We start from the raw sequence: 19,653 nt of genomic DNA, 5'->3' as shown, positions 1-19,653 counted from the left end.
GCGGGACGCCCTCGTCCCGCACGATCTCAGGCTGCGGTCTCCTCGCAGGTCCGTTCGCGCGCTTCGCATCCGCACGATTGCGGGACGGGGGCGTCCCGCCTCCCATCCCCACTACGCCACGGCGAAGCTCGCGGCTTGCTCGGGGGTCAGCTCGATGCAGGTCCACGGCAGACCGTGCTCGTTCAGGTCGGCCATGAACGGATCCGGGTCGTGCTGCTCCATGTTCCAGACGCCGTCCTTGCGCCATGCGCCTTCAAGCATCTGCTTGGCGCCGATCATCGCGGGCACTCCGGTCGTGTAGCTGATCGCCTGGCTGCCGACCTCTTCGAAGCACTTCTCGTGATCGCAGATGTTGTAGACGTAGACCGCCTTTGGCTGACCGTCCTTGATCCCGGTGATCACGTTCCCGATGCAGGTCCGTCCCTTGGTCCGCTCACCGAGATCGCCCGGATTGGGCAACACCGCCTTGAGGAACTGGAGCGGAATGATCTTCTGCCCCTGATACTCGACTTCGTCGATCCGCGTCATGCCGACGTTCTGGAGCACTTCGAGGTGCTTGAGGTAGTTCGGCGAGAAGCTCATCCAGAACTGTGCCCGCTTGATCGATGGAATGTGCTTCACGAGCGACTCGAGTTCCTCGTGATACATCCGGTAAATCTCGTAGGTGCCGACTTCTTCCGGGCAAGTGAATGCCTGGTGTTTGGACATCGGAGCGGTTTCCACGAACTCGCCGTCCTCCCAGTGACGGCACTCGGCGGTCACCTCGCGGATATTGATCTCCGGATTGAAGTTGGTCGCGAAGGCGTGACCGTGATCGCCACCGTTGACGTCGATGATGTCGAGCGTGTGGATCTCGTCGAAGTGGTGCTTCAGAGCCCAAGCCGTGAAGACGTTTGTCACCCCGGGATCAAATCCGGAGCCGAGCAGGGCGGAGCGGCCCGCATCGAGGAAGCGCTGCTGGTAGGCCCACTGCCAGGAATACTCGAATTTCGCCACGTCCTTGGGTTCGTAATTCGCCGTATCCAGATAATCACAGCCGGCCTCGAGGCAGGCGTCCATCAGGCTGAGATCCTGGTAGGGCAGGGCCACGTTGATCAGCAGCGTAGCGCCGGTCTTGCGAATCAGCTCGGCCGTTTCCGCGACATTGTCGGCGTCGACCGCAGCGGTTGCGATGTCCCGGCCGGTGCGCGCCTTGACGTCCGCGGCGATCGCCTCGCACTTCGCAACCGTCCGAGAAGCGAGGGTGATTTCACCGAATACCTCGGGGACCATGGCGCACTTGTGGGCGACGACATTGCCGACTCCGCCGGCGCCGATGATGAGAACCTTCTTCATGCTGCCGCGTGGCTTAGCGCCGGGACCGGCGGGTGCCAAGTGCGCGCTGACGGGATCCAATGGCCTGCAGGCTTGCCAGAAGGGGCCAGAAAGGCTGGATTTCGCCGCTTTCGCGGGATTTTTCCGACAACTTTTCAGTCGCACGGCGTTCACTCCCGCGTAAGGGTTCCGAAAGCAAACAAACGTATGAAATCCAGCAATCGTCAGAATTTCCTCCGCACCCGCCGGGTCCGCGCCGGCTTCTCGCTTCTCGAAATGGTGATCGTCCTCGGCATCATCGCCGTGATCATCGGAGGCGCCATCACCGTGATGGGCCGGGTGGGCGACGGTGCGAAGCGCACCCGGGTCAGTGGTGACTTCAATTCGATCGGCGCCGCGCTCCGGATGTACCAGACCAACAACGGACGTTTCCCTTCGACTTCCCAAGGGCTCGAGGCCCTGGTCGACAAGCCGTCGAGCGAGCCGCGACCGAAGCGTTGGGTGAAGCTGCTCGACGAAGTGCCTGTGGACCCGTGGCAGAACACCTACGGCTACAAGTTCCCGGGTAGCTCGGACAAGACCACGTTCGAGATCATCAGCAAGGGCCCCGACGGCATCGAAGGCAACGAGGATGACATCAGCAGCCAGAAGGACGAGTAACCGACTTCCGTCTCGGGGATTTACGATCCTCGAGATGGTCATCGTCCTCTCGTTGGCGATGCTGATCGTTGGGATCGGCGTCGGTGCTCTCTACTTCAATCGCGACGAACGTCGTCTGAGTGACGCAGTCGGCGAGATTGAGGTGCTCGCGAAGCGCGCCCGATCGATCGCCACCCTCCAGCAAAAGCCTTACGCCCTTGAGTTCACCTACGACGGCGTACGTCTCATGCCCTTCGGCGAGGCACTTCTCGACAATGATGTCCGGGAGCAGATCCGGGAGGCTGAGGAACTCGCGGAGTTCGAAGGCGAAAGCGCCGATCTTCCTGTCGTCCGTGATGCTTGGCAACCCGACCCGGACATGCTCCTGCTGGTCCGCCGATGGGCGGATGGCGAATGGTCGGAAATCAATCGCAACGATCGGCAGATCTGGCGGTTCGACCCGCAGGGCATCAGCGAGCCTTGCGGCGTCCGGCTCGAACTTGAGAACGGCAACTGGATCGCGGTTCTGTTCCATCCGCTGACCGCCTCGATCGCCGAAACCGAATCCGAAATCCGATGAGATCCCGCTCCAATCCCCGCAAGAAGCGCGGTTTCCTGCTGTTGGAGGTGATCCTCGCTCTGGGGATTTTCTCGATCGCGGCCACGGCCTTCGCGATCGCTCTGCAGCGGACGGCCGACGCGGCCTCGATGGCCCAGCGACGGATGCAGATCAATCGGATCCTCGAGAGTGCGTTGAACGAGGCGGTTTCCCTTCCGGTCCTCGAAGAGGGCTCCGAGTCGGTCACGCTGGACGAGGAGATCGGCGGCGCGTCGGTCGAGGTCGACACCCTGATCGAGCCGATGGAGGAAATGGAGAATCAGGACGGCCAATTGCTGCAGCAGATGTTCCGCATCGAGATCAGCGCCCACTGGTTCGAGAATGGGGAGTGGCAGGAGGAGATCGCCGAGACATGGCGCTACGGGAGGCTGTATCAACCATGACGGTTTCCTCATCCATCCGCCGGAGCAGGGGATTCACCCTTCTGGAATTGGTCATCGCGATCGGCCTGGTCGCGCTGCTCATGGGAATGATTTTTTCGATCGCCACGCAGAACCTGCGCCTCGCCAACACGGTGGTGGAGCAGCAGAACGAGGTGAGCGCCCAGACCGCGTTCTTCGATCTTCTGGGCAGCCAGTTCGCCTCCCTGCCCGGGAACGCCCGTATGGAGTTGGTTTCCGAAGACTCGGGAGCCCAGTACCTTTCCGACCTGACGATCCAGAACGTCCCGCTGACCTTCACCTGGGGCGGGACGGAAAGGGTCGCGAAGGCGGTCCAGATTTCGACCGAGCGGCGGCGCGACGGCTTCCTCGACATCGTCCTTCGATACTTCGACGAGGAGATTCTCGAAGAGACCACCGAGGTCGGTGATTCTTCCTCCACACTCGGCGATGCCGAGCCCTTCGCGGAAATCGTCCTGATGGAGGACGTCTACATCTTCGAATGGGAGGCCCTCGACGGCCGCATGATGGAGTGGGACTACAAATGGGATTACGTCGGACGCCTTCCGCTCCAGCTCGCGCTGACCTATGTTCCGGACTCCCTGCCCGGCACCGATCCGATTCGGCATGTTTTCTGGATCACTCCGAAACAGGATCCCTCGGTCCTGATGCGCCAGCTGCAGCAGCAGGGGCAAGGGGGAGGCGCCGCGACACCTGGTGGCAATCCAGCCGAAGGGGGCGAGGGCGCCGAAGGGCAGCCGCCCTCCGTTACCGTTCCCGGTGTTCCCGGTGTTTCCGTGCGCCCCGGATTACCGTCCGGCGGTCCGGGCGGCAGAGGACAGGGAGGAGGTGGCCGATGAATCGTCCCACTCGCGCCATTCCCGCACGCCCGCGCGGTTCCTCGCTGGTCGCCGTGATCTGGCTGATCGCATTGCTTTCGTTCATCACCGTGGCGACGATCCGGGTGGTGGGGTTTGATCTCGATGTTGCCGCCGCCAACATTCACGGCTTCCGGGCCAAGCAGCTCGCCGAGATGGGAGTCGCCGTTGGAGCGAATCCGGTGGTCGAGCGTGGCGACCCGATCCTGAACCAGTGGTCGGAGGAGAACGGGGAGGGATTCGAAGTCCGGCTCACCTCCGAGGGTGGCAAATTCAACATCAACCAGATCCTTCTCAAGGAGGACAAGAACCTGCTGAAGATGATGTTCGCCGACTGGGGTCTCGACATCGACCAGGCGGCCGAGGTCGCCGATGCGCTGGGCGATTGGATCGACGGCGACGACGAAGTCGCTCTGAACGGCGCGGAGATTACCTACTACGAGGACATTGGACGAGTGAATCAGCCGTTTAACCGGCCGTTCTACAGTCTCGACGAAATGCGGTTGGTGAAGGGGATGGACCTTGTCGAAGCCTACCAGCCCGACTGGCGGAGCTGGTTTACCATCTGGAGTTCCGGCGGACTCGACATCAACGAAGCGCCCGCCGAGATGATCGCGGTGGCGGCTGAAGTGAGTTACGAGGAGGCGCTGATCATTCCGGAAACGGTGCGCGGGCCGGACGGCGAACGCGACACCGACGACGACACGCCTTTCCAGAATGCGCAGGAAGCGCTTGCACTCATCGGCGTGGACGGCAGTCTCCGCGGCGATATTTCGGCCCGATTCAGCGTGAACGAGACGACCACCCGCATTGAAAGCATTGGCAGCGCACCCGGCGCGAAGCGCAAGATCACCCTGGTCGTGCGCAACCGTACCGGGCAGCCCGCGATTTTGGAACGAACCGAGGAGGTGATCCCGTGAGCAAACAAGCGGAATGGTCGATGTTGGTCCCGGGCCCGCTCGGGTGGGAAATCTGGAAACGTCAGGCGGACGGTGCCTTCGAACGTGCCGGATCCGAAGATGGCCCCCAAGTGCTGGGTGAACTGACCGGTCTGCCGGGCGGCGATCTGGCGATGCTATTCCCGGTACGGGCTTTTCATGCTCTGCCCTTCAAGGCGGCCAGCACGGATGACGAACTTTTCGAAGACCTCGCCACCATGCATGCCGAAAGGCTCGGGGTGCGGGCCGACCCGATGGCCGGCCAACTCAGCGACACCTTTGAGGTCTGGAAGGAAGAGGAATCGACAGTGCTGCTTCACGCGGTGCTCAGGAAGCCGGCAGAGGGCGAACTCCCCCTGCGGACGCCGAAGGAGTTCGACCTGTCGCCACGGGCCTACGACGTGCAGGGAAATGCGCTCTGCGTCTGGAAGGAACTCGGGCGCTGGGTGTTCGCCTGCTACTCGAGCGGCAAGCTGCTTTACTGTCAGGGCACGTCTTCGACGGCATCCGCACCGGACCGCGATGTGTTGCAGGAGATCCGCTTGGCGGTTGGCCAACTTGGAATGCAGGGGCTGAAATTCGAGCCGTCCGCGATCCACATCTGGCCGCCGGAGGGCGAACTGGGCGAAGCCGGTGAGCTCGCCCAGGCATTCCGGGTGACCCCGCAGGTCTCTCGACGGCCTGATCCCCGGCTGCCGGAACATCTGAGCTCCTTGCTACCGGCCGACGTCCGCGCGGCACGGGCCCAGAGGAAGCAGCGGAACCAGCGGGTCGCACTCGCCGCCATGGCCGCGCTTGCCTACCTCGGAGTCGTCGGCTGGCTCGGCTACGGGCATTGGCAGGAGACCCGTAAGCTCAAGAAACTCTCGAAGGAGGTCGCTGAGGCGGAATCCGGAGGTGCCGCGGTCGTCGGCGAACACAATGCCCGGTGGGAAGAACTCGGCGCGGTCGTCGATGCGAAGTTGAATCCGCTGCAAATCATGACTTCCGTCCATGTGGCGATCCCCAAGAACACCGGCTTGCGACTGAAGACCGCGGATCTGAATGTAGCGGCCGGAGAAATCCAGATTATCGGCAATGCACCGGCTTCGGCGCCGGTCACGACCTTCTACGCGGCGCTCAAGCGAAATCCCAATCTCAGCTGGCTGGAGTGGGACGAGGAGCCGCCCGCCAGCGGCAAACAGGGCTGGGACTTCCGGATCAAAGGGGCTCCGCCCAAGGCAATTGAGGAGTGACTTCATCGATTCCAACCGACAAACCCCGACCGCAACGGCATTCTTCTGACACGCCTCCTGCATGAAACCCCGCGAGAAACGCCTGCTGATCGCCTTCGCCGTCATCCTTTTTGCGATGGTGAATTTCTACGGCTACAAAGTTTACACGGAAAAGAAGGCCAAGGTCGCGAAGGACATCACGACCAAGGAACTGGAGTTGCGCGTGGCGCTCGGCAACCTCGACGAGCGTGACAGCAAGCAGAAGGAGATCGACTGGCTGAACCGGACGACACCCGATCCGATGGAGGGCGGAGCCGCCCAGTCGCAACTTGAGAGTTTCGTCTCCAGTCGCGCCCGTTCGTCCGGGCTGACGGTCGACCGGCCCAAGATCCTGCCGAACGATGAGCGGGGCGAATTCTACCATCGCGCGATTTTCCAGATCAACGTATCAGGTAAGGAGGACGCCCTCTACCGCTGGCTGGTGCAGCTGCACAGCCCGAAGGATTTCAGGGCGATCACCGGACTCCAACTCAAACCGAACCGGGAAGACGACACCTTGATCGACGCCGAAGTGCAGATTGAGCAGTGGTATCTGCCCGTTTCTTCCGACAACCCGGACGCCGAGCCAACCATATGAAGCACGCCATTCTGCTCCTGAGTCTGCTGTTCGCCGCCTCCGTGCTGGCTGACGCGCCGAACCAGCTCCGACTGACGGATTATCAGAAACTGTGGACGGATTCGCCGTTCACCAGCAAGCCGCCGCCACCACCGCCGCCGGACGCACCGCCCAATCCTCTCGAAGATTATGCTTTGGGTGGTATCAGCAAGCTGGCCGACGGCTACTACGCCATTCTCCTCAACAAGAAGGATCCAAGCGACAAAGTGGTTATCCGACCAGGCTCGGACGGCGACTATAAGGTCGTTGATGTCCAGTGGTCCGAGGGTAACTGGAAGGACACCGTCGTTACGGTGCAATCTGGCAGCCAACGCGGCACCGTCGCCTTCGAGGACAAACTTCTGGCGGTCAAGACCGCTGCTCCTGCAACCCCGCAGAAGCCGCAGCAACCTGCTGCGCGACCTGCGACTCCAGCTCAGCCAGCTCAGCCAGCTTCTGCCGGCGGGCGCCAACCGCGCCCTCGAATCGTTCGACCGCCTACGCCCAGCAGGGACTCTTCGGGCGGTCGCGGCCGTTGACCCGCCCCATCGGCATCCGCGTATCGCCGCCCAGACGATTCAGACCCCGACCGATTTTCCGACTTCCTGATTTCCATGCAACGTATTGTTTCCATCCTTCTAGCAGCAATTGCAGCAGCCGCGGCACAGGAGCCCGAGCGCCCCGGAGCGCCGGTTCCTCCCGGAGTTCCCGTCGCCCCGGCGCCAGCTGTCGGACAGGCCGTAAATCCGGACCAAGCGCTCCAAGAAGACCAGATCTTCCCGAAGCTCACCGGTGATGAGCTCGCCGACCTCTACCGGAAGTTCACCGGGCGACGGGTCACGGTCAGTGTAGCGGCTTCGACCGCCGAGTTCCGCTTCATCCAGCCGGCCCCGCTCACTTACGGTGAAGCCGCACAGCTGTTGAAAAAGGCAGCCCTACTGGAGGGCTTCGTCTTCGTTCCCGACGCCAACATGGTGGGCCACGACGTCTTGGTCGTCGGCACCGGCGGCGCCAATCCCAAGGGCGAGGGCTTGGAACTGATCATTGATCCGGCCGATCTCCCCAACGACGACCGGGTGGTGATGTACGTGATGAATCTCAAGTATATCAAACCCGACGAGATCGTCCGAACCTTCACCACCATCATCGGGCAGTTCGGGTCCTATGGTTCAATCACACCGATTCCGAATGCCGGGGCGGTGGTGATCACGGAGAAAACTTCCCTCATTCGCCGATTGATCGAACTTGTCGAAGAGATCGACGTGTCCGCGTCGATCGCGACCCGCTTTATCAAAGTGCAGTACGCGGATGTTCAAGAACTCTCTGACACGCTGAATGAAATTCTCAACACCCAACAGCAAAGCCAGCGATCTGCCGGGGTGCAGCGAGTTCAGAACAACTCAGCTTCAACCACGCCGGGAGGCGTGGTGTTACCTGGTGGAGCCACGACACCAAACGCAGCGGCGGCCGGCGGTGCCAGCAGTGCCGCCGAAGACGTGCCGATCCAGATCGTGCCCGACACCCGCACCAACCGGATCTTCGCGATGGGCCGACCGGTCGACATCGTCTTCATCGAAGGACTTGTCCGTGAGTTCGACACCAAGACGGACGAGCGGAATTTCCTGCGTCGCAAGCTTCGCTTCGTCGCAGTCGCCGACTTCCTCGAGATCGCCGAGCCCGCACTCCAGCGCGCTTTCGGCTCATCGGAGTCTTCCAGTGCCGGTGGTGGTGGTGGTTCGAGCAGTGGCCGCAGCACGGGGGCCAACTTTGGGAACTCAAGCAGCAACCGGACATCGAGCCGGAACTCCACCAGCAATTCCCGTAACAGCAATTTCTCGAACAGCAGTTTCGGAGGATCGAGCGGCGGCAGCGGATTCTCCGGCGGTGGCTCCAGCCTTGGCGATCCATCGGTGAACACCGCCCCTGAAGCCCGGTTGGTCGGACGCACACTCCTCGTGGCCGACAACATCACCAACTCGCTTGTCGTGCAGGGCCCTCCCTCAGGCGTCGAGATCATCACCAATCTTCTCGATCAGATCGACGTGAAGGCTGAGCAGGTCATGATTTCCGCGGTCTTTGGACAGCTCGCCCTGACCGATGATTTCGACTTCGGCCTCGACTATCTCCGGACGGTCGATCCTGCTTCGGCCGCGCGGGGCAATGGAGCCCTTCCCGGAAGCATCCGGACCAGCCCGGGCACCGCTCCTCTTCCGAATCCATTCGATCTTCTGACACCCGGCGACTTTCCGGCGAATGCCGGCCTCAGCCTCTATGGCGCGATCGGAGACCACTGGAACGTGTATCTCAATGCCTTGGAGTCGGACACCCGCTTCAAGGTCCTGTCCCGGCCCACCATCTACACGGCAAATAACCAGAAGGGCGTAATCTCGGCAGGTCAGCGGATTGCTGTTCCGACCAACAGCTATCAGGGCGGAGTCAATACCGGTATCTCGACGAATATCGAATACCAGGACGTGCTCCTCAGTCTCGAGGTCATTCCGCTGGTCAACTCGGACGATGAGGTGACGTTGCAGATCGCGTTGCTCAATGACGAGATTGTCGGCAGTCAGACCATTGAAGGCGTCGGCGATGTTCCGACCATCGGTCGCCGTGAGGTTCTCACCACGGTCACGGTTCCCGACGGCTCGACGATTGTCCTCGGCGGCCTGATCAGTTCGACCGAGCGGGAGTCGGTCACGGGCGTTCCATTGCTCAGTGACATTCCCGGCCTCGGACGGTTGTTTTCCCGGACCACAACCGAAGATGATCGCCAGGAGCTCATGATCTTTATCCAGCCCCGGATCGTGAAGGACGCCGCGTCCCTCTACGATGCTCAGGTCGACATGGACAACCGCTATGACGTCAGCCGCGACACGAGGTCCTTCGCCGAGGGCCCGGCCGTGCTGCCGGATCGCGGTTCAGTGCCGGCGGGCGACAAAGGTCAGCAGACGCCGGTCATCCAGGACAACGGGGGCGATGATGACGAGCGCTCCGCACGCCGACTCCTTGGACGCCCCGGATCGCCGTGGCGGCGCCGCTAGGTCCGATCCCTTGTTTTTCAAGCCGGCCCGCGCCCACGCGGAGCCGGCTTTTTCTTGCTCATGCGCACCGAGGAACCCGACCTGGGACATGGTCGGACCGGGGACTTGCCAAGGCAGGGGCCAGTGAGCATTTTCTTCGCACACACCGGCCGGGAACGGCCTGCCAACGATTCTTAAAGAACCCTCACCATGTCCGAAATTACCGAAGCTGATCTCGATCCGTCCGTCAAACCCCTCTGGCTGAAGGCAATGACCGCCGTTCAGACCAAGAACTACGGATACGCGGTCAAGCTGATCCAAAGCGTCTTGAAGGAGGCTCCCGGCTTTCTCGACGGTCGCCGCCTGCTGCGGAAGTGCGCCGGCAACGTCACCGGTGGTCCCAAGAAAAAGGCGACCATCTTCGGCATGAAGACCGGAGGAGGCCTTGGCTCGATGAAACTCGCCGGACAGGTGAAGAAGGATCCGCTGGCGGCCCTGCCGCAGATCGAGGCCGAACTGGAGAAGGACCCCTACAGCCCCGAGATCAACGACCAGCTTTTCGAGGCCTTCCTCGCTCTTGGCTGGGAGCAAAGCGCCGCTTTCGCTCTTGAGACCGTCCGCAGCGGACACCCCGAGGAAACCAAGTTCCTTCACAAGCTTGCCGAGTTCTACATCACCCACTCGGAGAGCCTGAAGGCCGCTGAGGTCTATCGCGACATCCTCAAGCATGACCCGACGGATTCGGCCGCGATCAAGGGCGAGAAGGACTGCACCGCCCGCGCTTCGATGGAGAAGCAGAAGTGGGGGGAAGACGCGGATATCCGGTCACTACGGAAGGATGCCGATGAGGCCGAAGCGCAGGAAAAGGCGAGCCGCACCGGCCTGACCCGAGACCAGCTTGAGGAACGTCGCGACCAGCTCTCTGCGAAATACGCGGAGAACCAGAACGACCTCGCCACGGTCAAGGACCTGGCTTCAGTCTTCGAACGACTCGAGGACTGGGAACAGGCGCTCGGCTTCTACGAATGGGCTTTCTCACTAAGCAACGGCGACGTCGCCCTTCGCGGCAAGGCGGACGCCATGAGCGACCGTCTCAAGGAGCTCGAGATGCAGCAACTTGAAGAGGCTGCCGCGAACAATCCCGACGACCCTGAGGTCAAGGCGATGCTCGAGGAGCGGAAGAAGGAGCGGATGGCCGAAGCCGTTGCCGAGGCAACGCGTCGCGTCGATCAGAACCCGACCGACCCCGTCCTTCGCTTCGAACTCGGCAGGGCCCTTTTCAATGCGGGTGACTTCAGTGCCGCGATTCCGCAACTCCAGCAGGCGAAGCGGAATCCGCACATCCAATCCAAAGTGCTTCTGCTTCTCGGCCGGACCTTCAAGGCGAAGGGCATGCTCGACATGGGCGTCAAGCAGCTGGAAACGGCGCTTGAGGACCTCGTCGGCATGGATGCCACCAAGAAGGAGGTGCTCTACGAAAAGGGGCTGCTCCACGATGAGATGGGCGACAAGCAGGCCGCGATTGAAGCCTTCAAGGAGATCTACGAGGTCGACTACGGCTACCGTGACGTGGCAGAGCGAGTCGAGTCTTCCTACGGCGACTAGACTCCGCGAACCCGAGAGACCTATTCTCCGCGGGCCCGAAGGACCTCATCCAACGGCGGGTCGGAAATCACCCAGTCGTCCGACAAAACCGTCTCGATCTGGAATTGCCGATCCGCCGCACCGATCGGCCGCTTGAGCCGGAGCGTGACGCGCGAAGGCGGAGCCTTGGACTCGGCTCCGCTTCGCCCCAAGTCGCTGGAAGTCTTTTTGTTGCGATTGCGCTCCATCCGTCTTTGGATCGCTTCAAGAGCCGCTTCCTGCGGCCCGCCCCGCTCACAATACCCATACAGGGTTTCGTCGATTGCCGGATGCCTCAGTGAGTAGCACGCCCATTTCGACTCGTCGCTGAACGTGCCGTTGTAGTACGTGTCGGTCGCGGCGAAGACCCTCACGGTGCCTTCCGGCGCCTTGCCGCTGGCGAGAACCTCCACCGGAGGGGAACAGTGCTGGGCGAACGCATCGAAGTCGACCCGCCACTGGCCTTGTTCATTCGGCGTCAAGCAGATCAGGCGGGGCGAACCGATGTTGTAGCGCACCACGACGCCTTCAATCGGCTTACCCAAGCTGTCGAGGCTACCCAGCCAAACCGGATCTCGATGGCCTTCACCCTCCTCTTCGTAGCGTTCGAGGAGACGGAGCGCTTCCACAGCGGAAAGCTCGCCGGGATGAATCAAAGGTTCGATCTGGAAGGCCTCCTCGGCCGCTAGGAGAGACTTGCTGATTTCGGTGGCCTCCGAGGCGGGCAGAGGAGCCAATCCAGGCGACCCGTCCGTGCCGCCGGTTCCGGAAACTGTTGTCGACGGATCCTCCTCGGCTCCGGTTTGCCGGACGAGTGACCAGACGAGCAGGCTGCAAAAAACCACTCCTGCCAAGCCAAGTCCGAACATGAGCCAGCGGCGCATGACCGCGCCCTCGTTACTGGCCCCGGCTCCATATTTCGGCTCGCGGGTCACGCGACGCCGCTTGCGGCCCGATCGAGAACGGGCCGGCTGGCTGCGAGAATCCCTCGTAATGCGGTCAAGCTTGCCGATATCCGGCGGTGCCCCCGCGACCCGCGACTCGACGCGGCCGGACGATCGGTTGGGACGGGGTGGAATCTTGCTCATCGGATCTCAATCACCGGGAATACAGGGTGATTCGGTAGGGATCGTAACGGTCGTCCGGCCGGAACAGCCAGCCCGGTTGGCGGTTCAGGACCTCGTAGCCCGTCAGCATGAACTCGGGCAGGATCTGATTGCTGTTCGGATCGTAGACCTTTTTCCCGGTGTAGTAGCCGCGGAGCTTGTACTCGTAGTTCTGGTCAAATCCGTAGCGCTGGTTTCCGGAGCCATACTCGGGGTAGCGATCCGGCGTGCGCTTCTTGTCCTCGCGCATCACAACGAGCTTCGACCGGTTCCAAGACTCCTTGGGGCGTCTCACGTAGCCCCAGAAACGCGTCTTCTGGACGTAGTAGCGTCGGCCAACAAAGTAGTCTCCGGAGGATTCCGAGGCGATCGCCGCCTTGCGCTCCTCGACCGTGGGCCCGCCCATGTTCCCGCCACCCAAAGGCCCCGCACACTGGCAGATCACGAGGACGAGTGCGAAAGGAACCAAACGATGGAGATGGACGATCATGGATTTGCCGGGAGGCTAGGAGTCCGCCCCACCTGCGGCAAGTGCCAAACCGCCCCGCCGGCACGCGCAAAAGCGACTTGCATCAGCGACCTGCCGCGAGTAATCACCCGGCCCGCCCGGTAATCCGGACGGTGGTTCCCCGCATGAAGCTCGCCTCTCTGCTCACACCCGACCAGGTCGTCCTGGACATGGCATCCGAGGAGCATTTCCCGGCAATTGTCGAGCTTGTCGACCATCTGATCGAGGTCGGTAAACTCTCGACCGACCTGCGCGACGAGGTGGTCGATTCCCTGAGAACCCGCGAGGAGCAGGTCAGCACGGGCATTGGCTACGGAGTTGCGATCCCTCATGCCTTTTCGGAAAATCTGTCCGACGTGGTGACGGTCTTTGGCCGCTCGAGCAAGGGCATCGATTTCGAGGCGCTGGACCACTGTCCGGTGCACTTCGTCGTTCTGTTCATCGTTCCGAAGAAGGACTACCACCTCCATCTGCAAACCCTCGCCGCGATCGCGAAAATGTTCACGAACTGCGAGATCCGAAAGCAGCTGTCGGCGGCGGAGTGCCGGACGGAGATTTTGAATGTTTTGGCTGGTAAGGCCTCGAAGAACGTCGCCTGAGTGCCGGCATGACGCTGCTGCAGGAAATCGAGGCCGCACTTGGGTCCGCCTTCGCGAAAGTGGTCGGTGAACCGGTGGAAACTCCGGTCGTCCCGTCGGGAGACCTGCGGTTCGGTGACTACCAGAGCAACGCCGCGATGGCACTGGCGAAGCAGCGCCGGACCAACCCCCGCGCGCTTGCGCAAGAGGTGATCGACACCGTCGACCTCGGCGACCTCGCGACAGCGGAGATTGCCGGACCTGGTTTCATCAATTTCCGGGTCTCGCCTTCCTGCTTCGCCAGAAAAGCTGCCGAGCAGATCGCCGATCCGCGCCTCGGCGTCCCGACAACCGGCGAAGGAAGGAAGATCGTCATCGACTTCTCCGCTCCGAATGTCGCCAAGCCGATGCATGTCGGACACATCCGATCGACCATTCTCGGCGACTCGTTGGCACGGATCGCGGGCTTTCTCGGCTACGACGTGATCCGCGACAACCACATCGGCGACTGGGGAACCCAGTTCGGGATGATCCTTCACGGCTGGAAGACCATCCTCGATCAGGACCAACTTGAGTCGGACCCGGTCGCCGAATTGCTGCGGGTTTACCGCGAGGTCAACGCCTTGGCGAAGCAGGACCCTGCGGTTCTGGAGACCTGCAAGGGCGAGCTCGTCAAGCTGCAGGGCGGCGATCCGGAAAACCTCCAAATCTGGGAGCGCTGCGTCGAGCTGTCGAAGAAGGGCCTACAGAAAATCTACGACCGTCTCGATGTCTCCTTCGATCACTGGCTCGGTGAGAGCTTCTACAACGAGCGCTTGCCCGGACTGGTCGACGAGTTTCTCGACAAGGGCCTTGCCCGGGAAAGCGACGGGGCGGTCTGCGTTTTCTCGAGCGGTGAACTTTCCGACGACAAGGACCCTTTCCGAATCCACAAGGAAAACGGGTGGACCGACAATCCGGCGATCATTCGCAAGGCGGACGGAGGCTTCCTCTATGCGACGACGGACCTGGCCACGGTCGAGTACCGCATCGACGAGTGGAAGGCGGACGAAATCTGGTATGTCGTCGGGGCTCCCCAGCAGCTGCACTTCCGCCAGATATTCGATGCAAGCCACCGCTGGGGGAAGGATGCCGATTTCCACCACATCGCCTTCGGATCGATTCTCGGAGAGGATCGGAAGCTGATGAAGACGCGTTCGGGCGACAACGTGCAGCTTGTCGACGTTCTCGACGAGGCGATCGAGCGGGCCGCCCAAGCCATTCGGGAAAAGAATCCGGAACTCGATGGTGAGGAAGGTCGGGAAGTGGCCGAGATCGTCGGCATCGGTGCGGTGAAGTTCGCGGAGCTGTCCCAGCACCGGCTGACCGATTATGTCTTTTCTTGGGATCGGATGCTGGCCCTGCAGGGTGACACCGCGCCCTACCTCCAATACAGCTACGTCCGGATCCGGTCGATTTTCCGCAAGCTGGATGGCGCTTTCGACCCGGCCGGAGTCGACCTGTTGCTGGAGGCCGACGAGGAGGTGCACCTGGCCCGCCTCGCGATCCGCTACGGCGAGCTGCTTCCAACCATTCTCGAGGATCACCGTCCGAATCTTCTCGCGAACTACCTTCTCGAACTCGCGCGCGCCTTCCACTCGTTCTTCGAAGCCTGTCCGGTTCTCAAGGCGGAAGAGATTTCCGTCCGCGACAGCCGTTTGGCACTCTGCGAGCTGACTTCCCGGGTGCTCAGCCATGGGCTGGGACTGCTTGGAATCCGCTGCCCCGAGAGGATGTGAACGCCGTTGCCACCATGGACGCCCCGCGCCTGCCGTTCTATGTGATCGGCCACCGGAATCCGGATACCGACGCCATTTGCTCGGCCATCGGGCACGCCGAGCTCCTGCGTCGGACCAGCGAGCCCGACGCGATCGCCGCCCGGTGCGGTGTGGTGCCCTCGCGGACCGCGTGGGTACTCGAAAAGGCCGGTGTGCCGGAGCCTCCGCTGGTCTCTGATGTACGGGCGACCGCCGGGATGATCTGCCGCCGCAATGTCATCTGCGCCAAAGCCGACGACACGTTCTTCGAGGCATACCGCAGCATGCTCGCAAGCGGCGTCCGCTGCGTTCCCGTCGTCAGTAACGAGGGCAAAGCCACCGGCATGCTCCGCTACCTTGACTTGCTCGAGCTTCTTCTGCCCGGTGACGGAAGCGAGATGATGGTCCGCACCGTCCATGTATCGCTCGGCAAAATTGCCACCACCTTGCATGCCGAGTCGGTAGGCGCGCCGCTGCCGGAGGATGACGCCAAGGAAGACCTTGTCATGCTTGTCGGCGCCTCCTCGCAGGCAACGATCGGCCGCCGCCTCAAGACCGCGGCCAAGGAGGGAAATGTCGGACGCTATCTGGTCGTCTGCGGCGATCGGCCGGTGGTCCAGCACTACGCCATCGAACACGGCGCCCGCGCGCTGCTGGTGACCGGAGGCAACGATGTCGATGCGACCCTCCGCACCATGGCGGAAGAGAAGGGTGTCGTCATCCTCCGCTGCTCCCAGGACACGGCCAGCTCCACTACGCTCATCCGATGTTCAAGGACGGTTGACCAGGTGATGGAAACCGAGTTCCAGACTGTGAAGCTCGGCGAACCGATCTCTCGATTGCGGAAATCCCTTGCCGCGCTCGATCAGGACCTCTTCCCGGTGGCCGACCCGGTGACCGACCGCATGGTCGGCGTGCTCTCCAAGTCCGATCTGGTCGATCCCCCGAGGACCCGGGTCGCACTGGTCGACCACAACGAGTACGCACAGGCCGTCAAAGGCGTCGAGGAGGCTCACATCGTCGAGGTCATCGACCACCACCGACTTGCGGGCGATCTGGTTTCCCGCGAGCCGATCCGCTTTCTCAACGAACCGGTCGGTTCGACCTCGACACTGGTCGGACGGAAGTTCGATCACCGTGATCTCGAGCCGACTCCCGGCACGGCGCTCTGCCTCTGTGCAGGAATCATTTCGGACACGCTCTGTCTGACTTCACCGACCACGACCGACCTCGACCGCAAGATGCTCAAGTGGCTGAGCGGACTTGCCGGCATCGACCCCGAGCGGTTCAAGAGCGAGTTTTTCGCGGTTGGCTCGCTGCTCGCATCGGGAACCGCCGATGACGTTCTGAATGCCGACCGCAAGGAATTCGATGACGACGGCGTCCGCATCACGATCGCCCAGATCGAGGAACTCGGATTGCAGGCGTTCGACGGGCGCAGGACCGAGCTTGAAGAAGCGCTGAGGGATCTTGCCAAGTCTGAGGGTTACGATCTCGCGGTACTTGCCGTGACGGATATCGCACGCCACCACAGCCTGGTTCTCGCAGCAGGTGATCGCCGCATCGTCGATGCGCTTCCGTTCGAGAGGGTCGAGACCGGCTACTACGAGGCCCCGGGTGTGGTGAGCCGCAAGAAGCAGATTTTCCCGGCCGTTTGCCAAGCGATCCGGAAGATCGGCTGAGCCGACGCGCTACTTGCGACCCTTCGCCCGCTGGTAGCGGGAACGACGTTCCGACGACTCTTTCTCGGGCTCCGGCTTCGCCGCCGCTTTCGGCTCGGGCTGTCGGGGGATATTCGGCTTCACCGGCTTGGCTTTCTTCTCCTTCGCCGGCTTCTCGGTCACCTCACGACGGAAAGTCGGCATCGCGGGGATCGGCAACTTCCAGCCGGTTCGCGTCAGGAGAGCTTCCGAAACCATCAGGACCAGCAGCGCCAGCGAAAGCCACATCCGCAACCCGAGCTCATGATCGTGGGGCGGCCGCAACCACGCTTCGGAGAGATCGAGCAACTCACGACCTCCGGTCTGCAGCGAAGCAACGCGGAGTTCTTCAAGCCGCTCCGGATCGAATGCCCACTCGACCGAGCTTCCGACCGTCAGCGGACCGAAGGGGATCGCATGCGAGGCGACCTGGACAGCACCCCGGATCACCGAACCTTCGTCGAGATCGCGGGACACCGAGAAATGCCCGGGTTCGATGCGGCGCCACGGGACCTCGTAAGCGGCCTCACCGGCGCCCGTCTCGAGCAAGCGGATGGTCGGGGGACGGGAAGCGAGTTTGTCTGCCCACAATTCCGGGTCGTAGAGCAGATCCAGAGTCAGGCGGGTTCCGTCGAGCTTGTGGCGCAACCCGATCCCCGGCGGCAGTTCGAGCCCCATCAGCCAGCGGGTCAGGGTCTGGACAAAGTCGCCGTAGCCTTCCCAGTCACGCGACTGGTTCGAGAATTCACCGCCAAGCGGAAAGCTGACGGCTGCGGTCCGGCCGAGTCCGCGACGTGCGTGGGCCACCAACGGCGCCACATACTCGTCGGTCGTCAGAAGTGACGTTGACGCGTCCTCGCGGGCGTAAGAGAGGTTGTAGCCGCCGACCTCCTTCAGCCATGGCAGCATCTTCGGCGAGACCTCCGCCCAACGACCCGATGGCTGGGCGCCGACAGGTTCTTCGACGAAGGCGGAGCGCGCGATGGTGACAGTTTCCTGGGCGAAGATCTTTGGAATGTCCACCGCACGGTCCGAGAAGAAGATCCGGCCGTCACCGCGTTTGGCGATGTCTTCGAGCAGCTTCGCATCCGGATCCGCCTTGGTGCCGAGTGCGATCACCGAAACCGTGGCTCCTTCCTTCTTCATCGCGGCGAGGAGCCGCTTGTAGTCGCCGGGCTCCTCGGAGTCGGCGGCATCGGAGAACAGAATGACGTGCCGGGTTCCGACATTCGCCTTCTTCAGTTCGTCCCACGCGGCCTTGAGCCCTTCGTAGACAAATATGCCGCCACCCTGCGACTGCACCTTCCGGACACGGCCCATCAGCTTCACCTTGTCGTTCTTGATCTGGGTGAGCGGAATGATCGTGTGCGGAGCGCTGTCGACCGCGAAGACCGTGACGTGATCCATCGGTCCCAGAAGATCGATCGCGTTCGCCGCGCCGGAGTTCGCGAGATCCATCTTGGTCTTCCCTCCGGCGACACCGACCGACATAGAACCGGACCGGTCGAGGACCACCGCGAGGGCCACCGCCAGCTTGCGGTGCTCACTCTTCAGCTCCATCGAAACCGGCAGCAGGGGATCGATCGACGACTGGAAGTATCCGCCCGAGCCGAACGAATGCTTGCCGCCGACCATCAGGAAGCCGCCCGCCTGCTCCCGAACGAAGAAGTCGAGCGAATCGAGGAAGTCCTGCGGAACCTCGTGAGCGGGAACATTGTTGAAGATCACCGCCCGTGCCCCCGATAGGCGACCGGGCTTGAGGTTCTGGGAGTCGGTCTCGACGTCCACCGTGAAGTCCTGGGCCGACAGGACATCGACGATCGGATCATCTTGGTAATTGGTGACCACAAGGACTCTGGGACCACCGGTGATCTCGATCCATCGCGCCGCCCGGTTATTACCCGGATGCGCGTCGGTCTCCGGCTGCACCTCGGCCTCGTATTCGAACGATCCGCCCACCGGAATCCGGTCGGTAAACTCGGCCCGCCCGACGCCGTTGGTCAGGTCGACCTCGGTCTCGATCAGTGTCTGGCCGGCACGACGAATGACCAGCGGCACCTTGCCATCGAGGGATCCGCGGACCGTCACCGCGAGCAGGTAGGGTTCTCCGGCCTGGACCCGCTCAGGCAACTCGATGCGGGACACCCGGTAGTCGTCAAGCGTCTCGTCACGGATCAAACGGAAGTCGAGGGGGATGCCCTGCGTCTCCAATCGCGCGGCGGCTTCGATCAGCGGCTCGGTGGAAAATCCGTCGGTGAAAAGCAGTACCCTCGATGGCCGGTCCGGCTCGGCCAAGGCGGAGACATGGGAAAGAGCCAACTCTGTGCGGGTCAGTTTGCGCGAGCCAGTAAAGGTTGCGCCGTCCTTGCCGTGCTCGACAATCTCGGCGGCGTAATCGAGCAGGATCATCCGGTCCCGACGCGACGGCTTCGATTTCTCCAGCAACCGCTCCCATTCCGGAAGACCCAGATCGACGAGATCCTCGGTCGAGTCCGACCGGTCGAGCAGCACCCAGAGATCGAGCGAGTCGTCCTTCAGCACCACTCGCGGGTCAGCCAGCGTGAATGCGGCCAGCAGCACGAGGATCAGACGCAGCGGCGAGAAGATCCGCAGACGCTTCCAGAACCAACCGACAAACAGGACCGCGGGAATCAGGAGGAACCACTCGGGCGAATTGAAATGCAT

17 protein-coding genes are annotated in these 19,653 nt (G+C 62.3%); 13 read left to right on the top strand and 4 right to left on the bottom strand.

Annotation, left to right across the window (positions count from 1 at the left end; translation table 11 throughout):
• Positions 1-111: 111 nt before the first annotated feature.
• Positions 112-1,335 (bottom strand): saccharopine dehydrogenase family protein, encoded by a 1,224-nt coding sequence (locus HAHE_RS19815; protein ID WP_338686942.1) that lies wholly within the window; start codon positions 1,333-1,335, stop codon positions 112-114.
• Positions 1,336-1,521: 186 nt separating this feature from the next.
• Here HAHE_RS19815 and gspG point away from each other — a divergent pair, with 186 nt between their 5' ends.
• The 10 genes from gspG (at position 1,522) to HAHE_RS19765 (ending at position 11,262) form a co-directional block, all read left to right on the top strand.
• Positions 1,522-1,974: a type II secretion system major pseudopilin GspG gene (gspG, locus tag HAHE_RS19810; RefSeq protein WP_338686940.1), complete on the top strand. Its 453-nt coding sequence runs from the start codon at positions 1,522-1,524 to the stop codon at positions 1,972-1,974.
• A 34-nt stretch (positions 1,975-2,008) separates the two neighbouring features.
• The gene (locus HAHE_RS19805; RefSeq protein ID WP_338686938.1) at positions 2,009-2,533 is read left to right on the top strand and encodes a hypothetical protein; all 525 of its coding nucleotides are present in this window, start codon (positions 2,009-2,011) and stop codon (positions 2,531-2,533) included.
• Complete coding sequence (locus tag HAHE_RS19800; protein WP_338686937.1) at positions 2,530-2,955, top strand: type II secretion system protein; 426 nt, start codon at positions 2,530-2,532, stop codon at positions 2,953-2,955. The genes HAHE_RS19805 and HAHE_RS19800 overlap by 4 nt, the downstream gene beginning before the upstream one ends.
• Entirely contained in the window at positions 2,952-3,812 is an 861-nt protein-coding gene (locus HAHE_RS19795; protein WP_338686935.1) for a prepilin-type N-terminal cleavage/methylation domain-containing protein, read from the top strand. The genes HAHE_RS19800 and HAHE_RS19795 overlap by 4 nt, the downstream gene beginning before the upstream one ends.
• On the top strand, positions 3,809-4,750 hold the full coding sequence (locus HAHE_RS19790) for a hypothetical protein (RefSeq protein WP_338686932.1): 942 nt from the start codon (positions 3,809-3,811) through the stop codon (positions 4,748-4,750). The genes HAHE_RS19795 and HAHE_RS19790 overlap by 4 nt, the downstream gene beginning before the upstream one ends.
• The gene (locus HAHE_RS19785; protein WP_338686931.1) at positions 4,747-6,003 is read left to right on the top strand and encodes a hypothetical protein; all 1,257 of its coding nucleotides are present in this window, start codon (positions 4,747-4,749) and stop codon (positions 6,001-6,003) included. The genes HAHE_RS19790 and HAHE_RS19785 overlap by 4 nt, the downstream gene beginning before the upstream one ends.
• Before the next feature lie 61 nt (positions 6,004-6,064).
• Complete coding sequence (locus tag HAHE_RS19780; protein ID WP_338686930.1) at positions 6,065-6,619, top strand: hypothetical protein; 555 nt, start codon at positions 6,065-6,067, stop codon at positions 6,617-6,619.
• Positions 6,616-7,176 (top strand): hypothetical protein, encoded by a 561-nt coding sequence (locus tag HAHE_RS19775; RefSeq protein ID WP_338686928.1) that lies wholly within the window; start codon positions 6,616-6,618, stop codon positions 7,174-7,176. The genes HAHE_RS19780 and HAHE_RS19775 overlap by 4 nt, the downstream gene beginning before the upstream one ends.
• Before the next feature lie 75 nt (positions 7,177-7,251).
• Complete coding sequence (locus tag HAHE_RS19770) at positions 7,252-9,678, top strand: secretin N-terminal domain-containing protein (protein ID WP_338686927.1); 2,427 nt, start codon at positions 7,252-7,254, stop codon at positions 9,676-9,678.
• A 189-nt stretch (positions 9,679-9,867) separates the two neighbouring features.
• A complete protein-coding gene (locus HAHE_RS19765; protein ID WP_338686926.1) occupies positions 9,868-11,262 on the top strand; it encodes a tetratricopeptide repeat protein in 1,395 nt (464 codons plus the stop codon).
• 20 nt (positions 11,263-11,282) lie between these two features.
• On the opposite strand, the gene HAHE_RS19760 is transcribed toward HAHE_RS19765, so the two are convergent.
• Together HAHE_RS19760 and HAHE_RS19755 are read right to left on the bottom strand one after the other, a co-directional pair.
• Positions 11,283-12,164 carry a hypothetical protein gene (locus tag HAHE_RS19760; protein ID WP_338686925.1) on the bottom strand — a complete coding sequence of 294 codons (882 nt, stop codon included), beginning with the start codon at positions 12,162-12,164 and terminating at the stop codon, positions 11,283-11,285.
• Positions 12,165-12,378: 214 nt separating this feature from the next.
• On the bottom strand, positions 12,379-12,876 hold the full coding sequence (locus HAHE_RS19755) for a hypothetical protein (RefSeq protein WP_338686924.1): 498 nt from the start codon (positions 12,874-12,876) through the stop codon (positions 12,379-12,381).
• Between the two features lie 143 nt (positions 12,877-13,019).
• On the opposite strand from HAHE_RS19755, the gene HAHE_RS19750 reads away from it, so the two are divergent.
• Genes HAHE_RS19750 through HAHE_RS19740 form a run of 3 tightly spaced genes read left to right on the top strand, consistent with a single transcriptional unit; the run spans position 13,020 to position 16,950 of the window.
• The gene (locus HAHE_RS19750) at positions 13,020-13,493 is read left to right on the top strand and encodes a PTS sugar transporter subunit IIA (protein ID WP_338686923.1); all 474 of its coding nucleotides are present in this window, start codon (positions 13,020-13,022) and stop codon (positions 13,491-13,493) included.
• Between the two features lie 8 nt (positions 13,494-13,501).
• Entirely contained in the window at positions 13,502-15,250 is a 1,749-nt protein-coding gene (gene argS / locus HAHE_RS19745) for an arginine--tRNA ligase (protein ID WP_338686922.1), read from the top strand.
• A 14-nt stretch (positions 15,251-15,264) separates the two neighbouring features.
• A complete protein-coding gene (locus HAHE_RS19740; RefSeq protein ID WP_338686920.1) occupies positions 15,265-16,950 on the top strand; it encodes a putative manganese-dependent inorganic diphosphatase in 1,686 nt (561 codons plus the stop codon).
• 9 nt (positions 16,951-16,959) lie between these two features.
• Here HAHE_RS19740 and HAHE_RS19735 read toward each other — a convergent pair whose 3' ends face one another.
• The gene (locus HAHE_RS19735; RefSeq protein WP_338686918.1) at positions 16,960-19,653 is read right to left on the bottom strand and encodes a VWA domain-containing protein; all 2,694 of its coding nucleotides are present in this window, start codon (positions 19,651-19,653) and stop codon (positions 16,960-16,962) included.

Source organism: Haloferula helveola (genome assembly GCF_037076345.1).
Classification (GTDB): domain Bacteria; phylum Verrucomicrobiota; class Verrucomicrobiia; order Verrucomicrobiales; family Akkermansiaceae; genus Haloferula; species Haloferula helveola.
Note: the sequence above shows the minus strand (reverse complement) of the source record. Positions and strands in the feature narration are given on the sequence as shown.

Bases quoted from the DNA above. Each gene is read 5' to 3' on its own strand.
- HAHE_RS19775 (WP_338686928.1), top strand. From the start codon at position 6,616: ATGAAGCACGCCATTCTGCTCCTGAGTCTGCTGTTCGCCGCCTCCGTG.
- HAHE_RS19790 (WP_338686932.1), top strand. From the start codon at position 3,809: ATGAATCGTCCCACTCGCGCCATTCCCGCACGCCCGCGCGGTTCCTCG.
- gspG (WP_338686940.1), top strand. From the start codon at position 1,522: ATGAAATCCAGCAATCGTCAGAATTTCCTCCGCACCCGCCGGGTCCGC.
- HAHE_RS19815 (WP_338686942.1), bottom strand. From the start codon at position 1,335: ATGAAGAAGGTTCTCATCATCGGCGCCGGCGGAGTCGGCAATGTCGTC.
- HAHE_RS19800 (WP_338686937.1), top strand. From the start codon at position 2,530: ATGAGATCCCGCTCCAATCCCCGCAAGAAGCGCGGTTTCCTGCTGTTG.
- HAHE_RS19765 (WP_338686926.1), top strand. From the start codon at position 9,868: ATGTCCGAAATTACCGAAGCTGATCTCGATCCGTCCGTCAAACCCCTC.
- HAHE_RS19805 (WP_338686938.1), top strand. From the start codon at position 2,009: ATGGTCATCGTCCTCTCGTTGGCGATGCTGATCGTTGGGATCGGCGTC.
- HAHE_RS19770 (WP_338686927.1), top strand. From the start codon at position 7,252: ATGCAACGTATTGTTTCCATCCTTCTAGCAGCAATTGCAGCAGCCGCG.
- HAHE_RS19735 (WP_338686918.1), bottom strand. From the start codon at position 19,653: ATGCATTTCAATTCGCCCGAGTGGTTCCTCCTGATTCCCGCGGTCCTG.
- HAHE_RS19755 (WP_338686924.1), bottom strand. From the start codon at position 12,876: ATGATCGTCCATCTCCATCGTTTGGTTCCTTTCGCACTCGTCCTCGTG.
- argS (WP_338686922.1), top strand. From the start codon at position 13,502: ATGACGCTGCTGCAGGAAATCGAGGCCGCACTTGGGTCCGCCTTCGCG.
- HAHE_RS19780 (WP_338686930.1), top strand. From the start codon at position 6,065: ATGAAACCCCGCGAGAAACGCCTGCTGATCGCCTTCGCCGTCATCCTT.
- HAHE_RS19740 (WP_338686920.1), top strand. From the start codon at position 15,265: ATGGACGCCCCGCGCCTGCCGTTCTATGTGATCGGCCACCGGAATCCG.
- HAHE_RS19795 (WP_338686935.1), top strand. From the start codon at position 2,952: ATGACGGTTTCCTCATCCATCCGCCGGAGCAGGGGATTCACCCTTCTG.
- HAHE_RS19750 (WP_338686923.1), top strand. From the start codon at position 13,020: ATGAAGCTCGCCTCTCTGCTCACACCCGACCAGGTCGTCCTGGACATG.
- HAHE_RS19760 (WP_338686925.1), bottom strand. From the start codon at position 12,164: ATGCGCCGCTGGCTCATGTTCGGACTTGGCTTGGCAGGAGTGGTTTTT.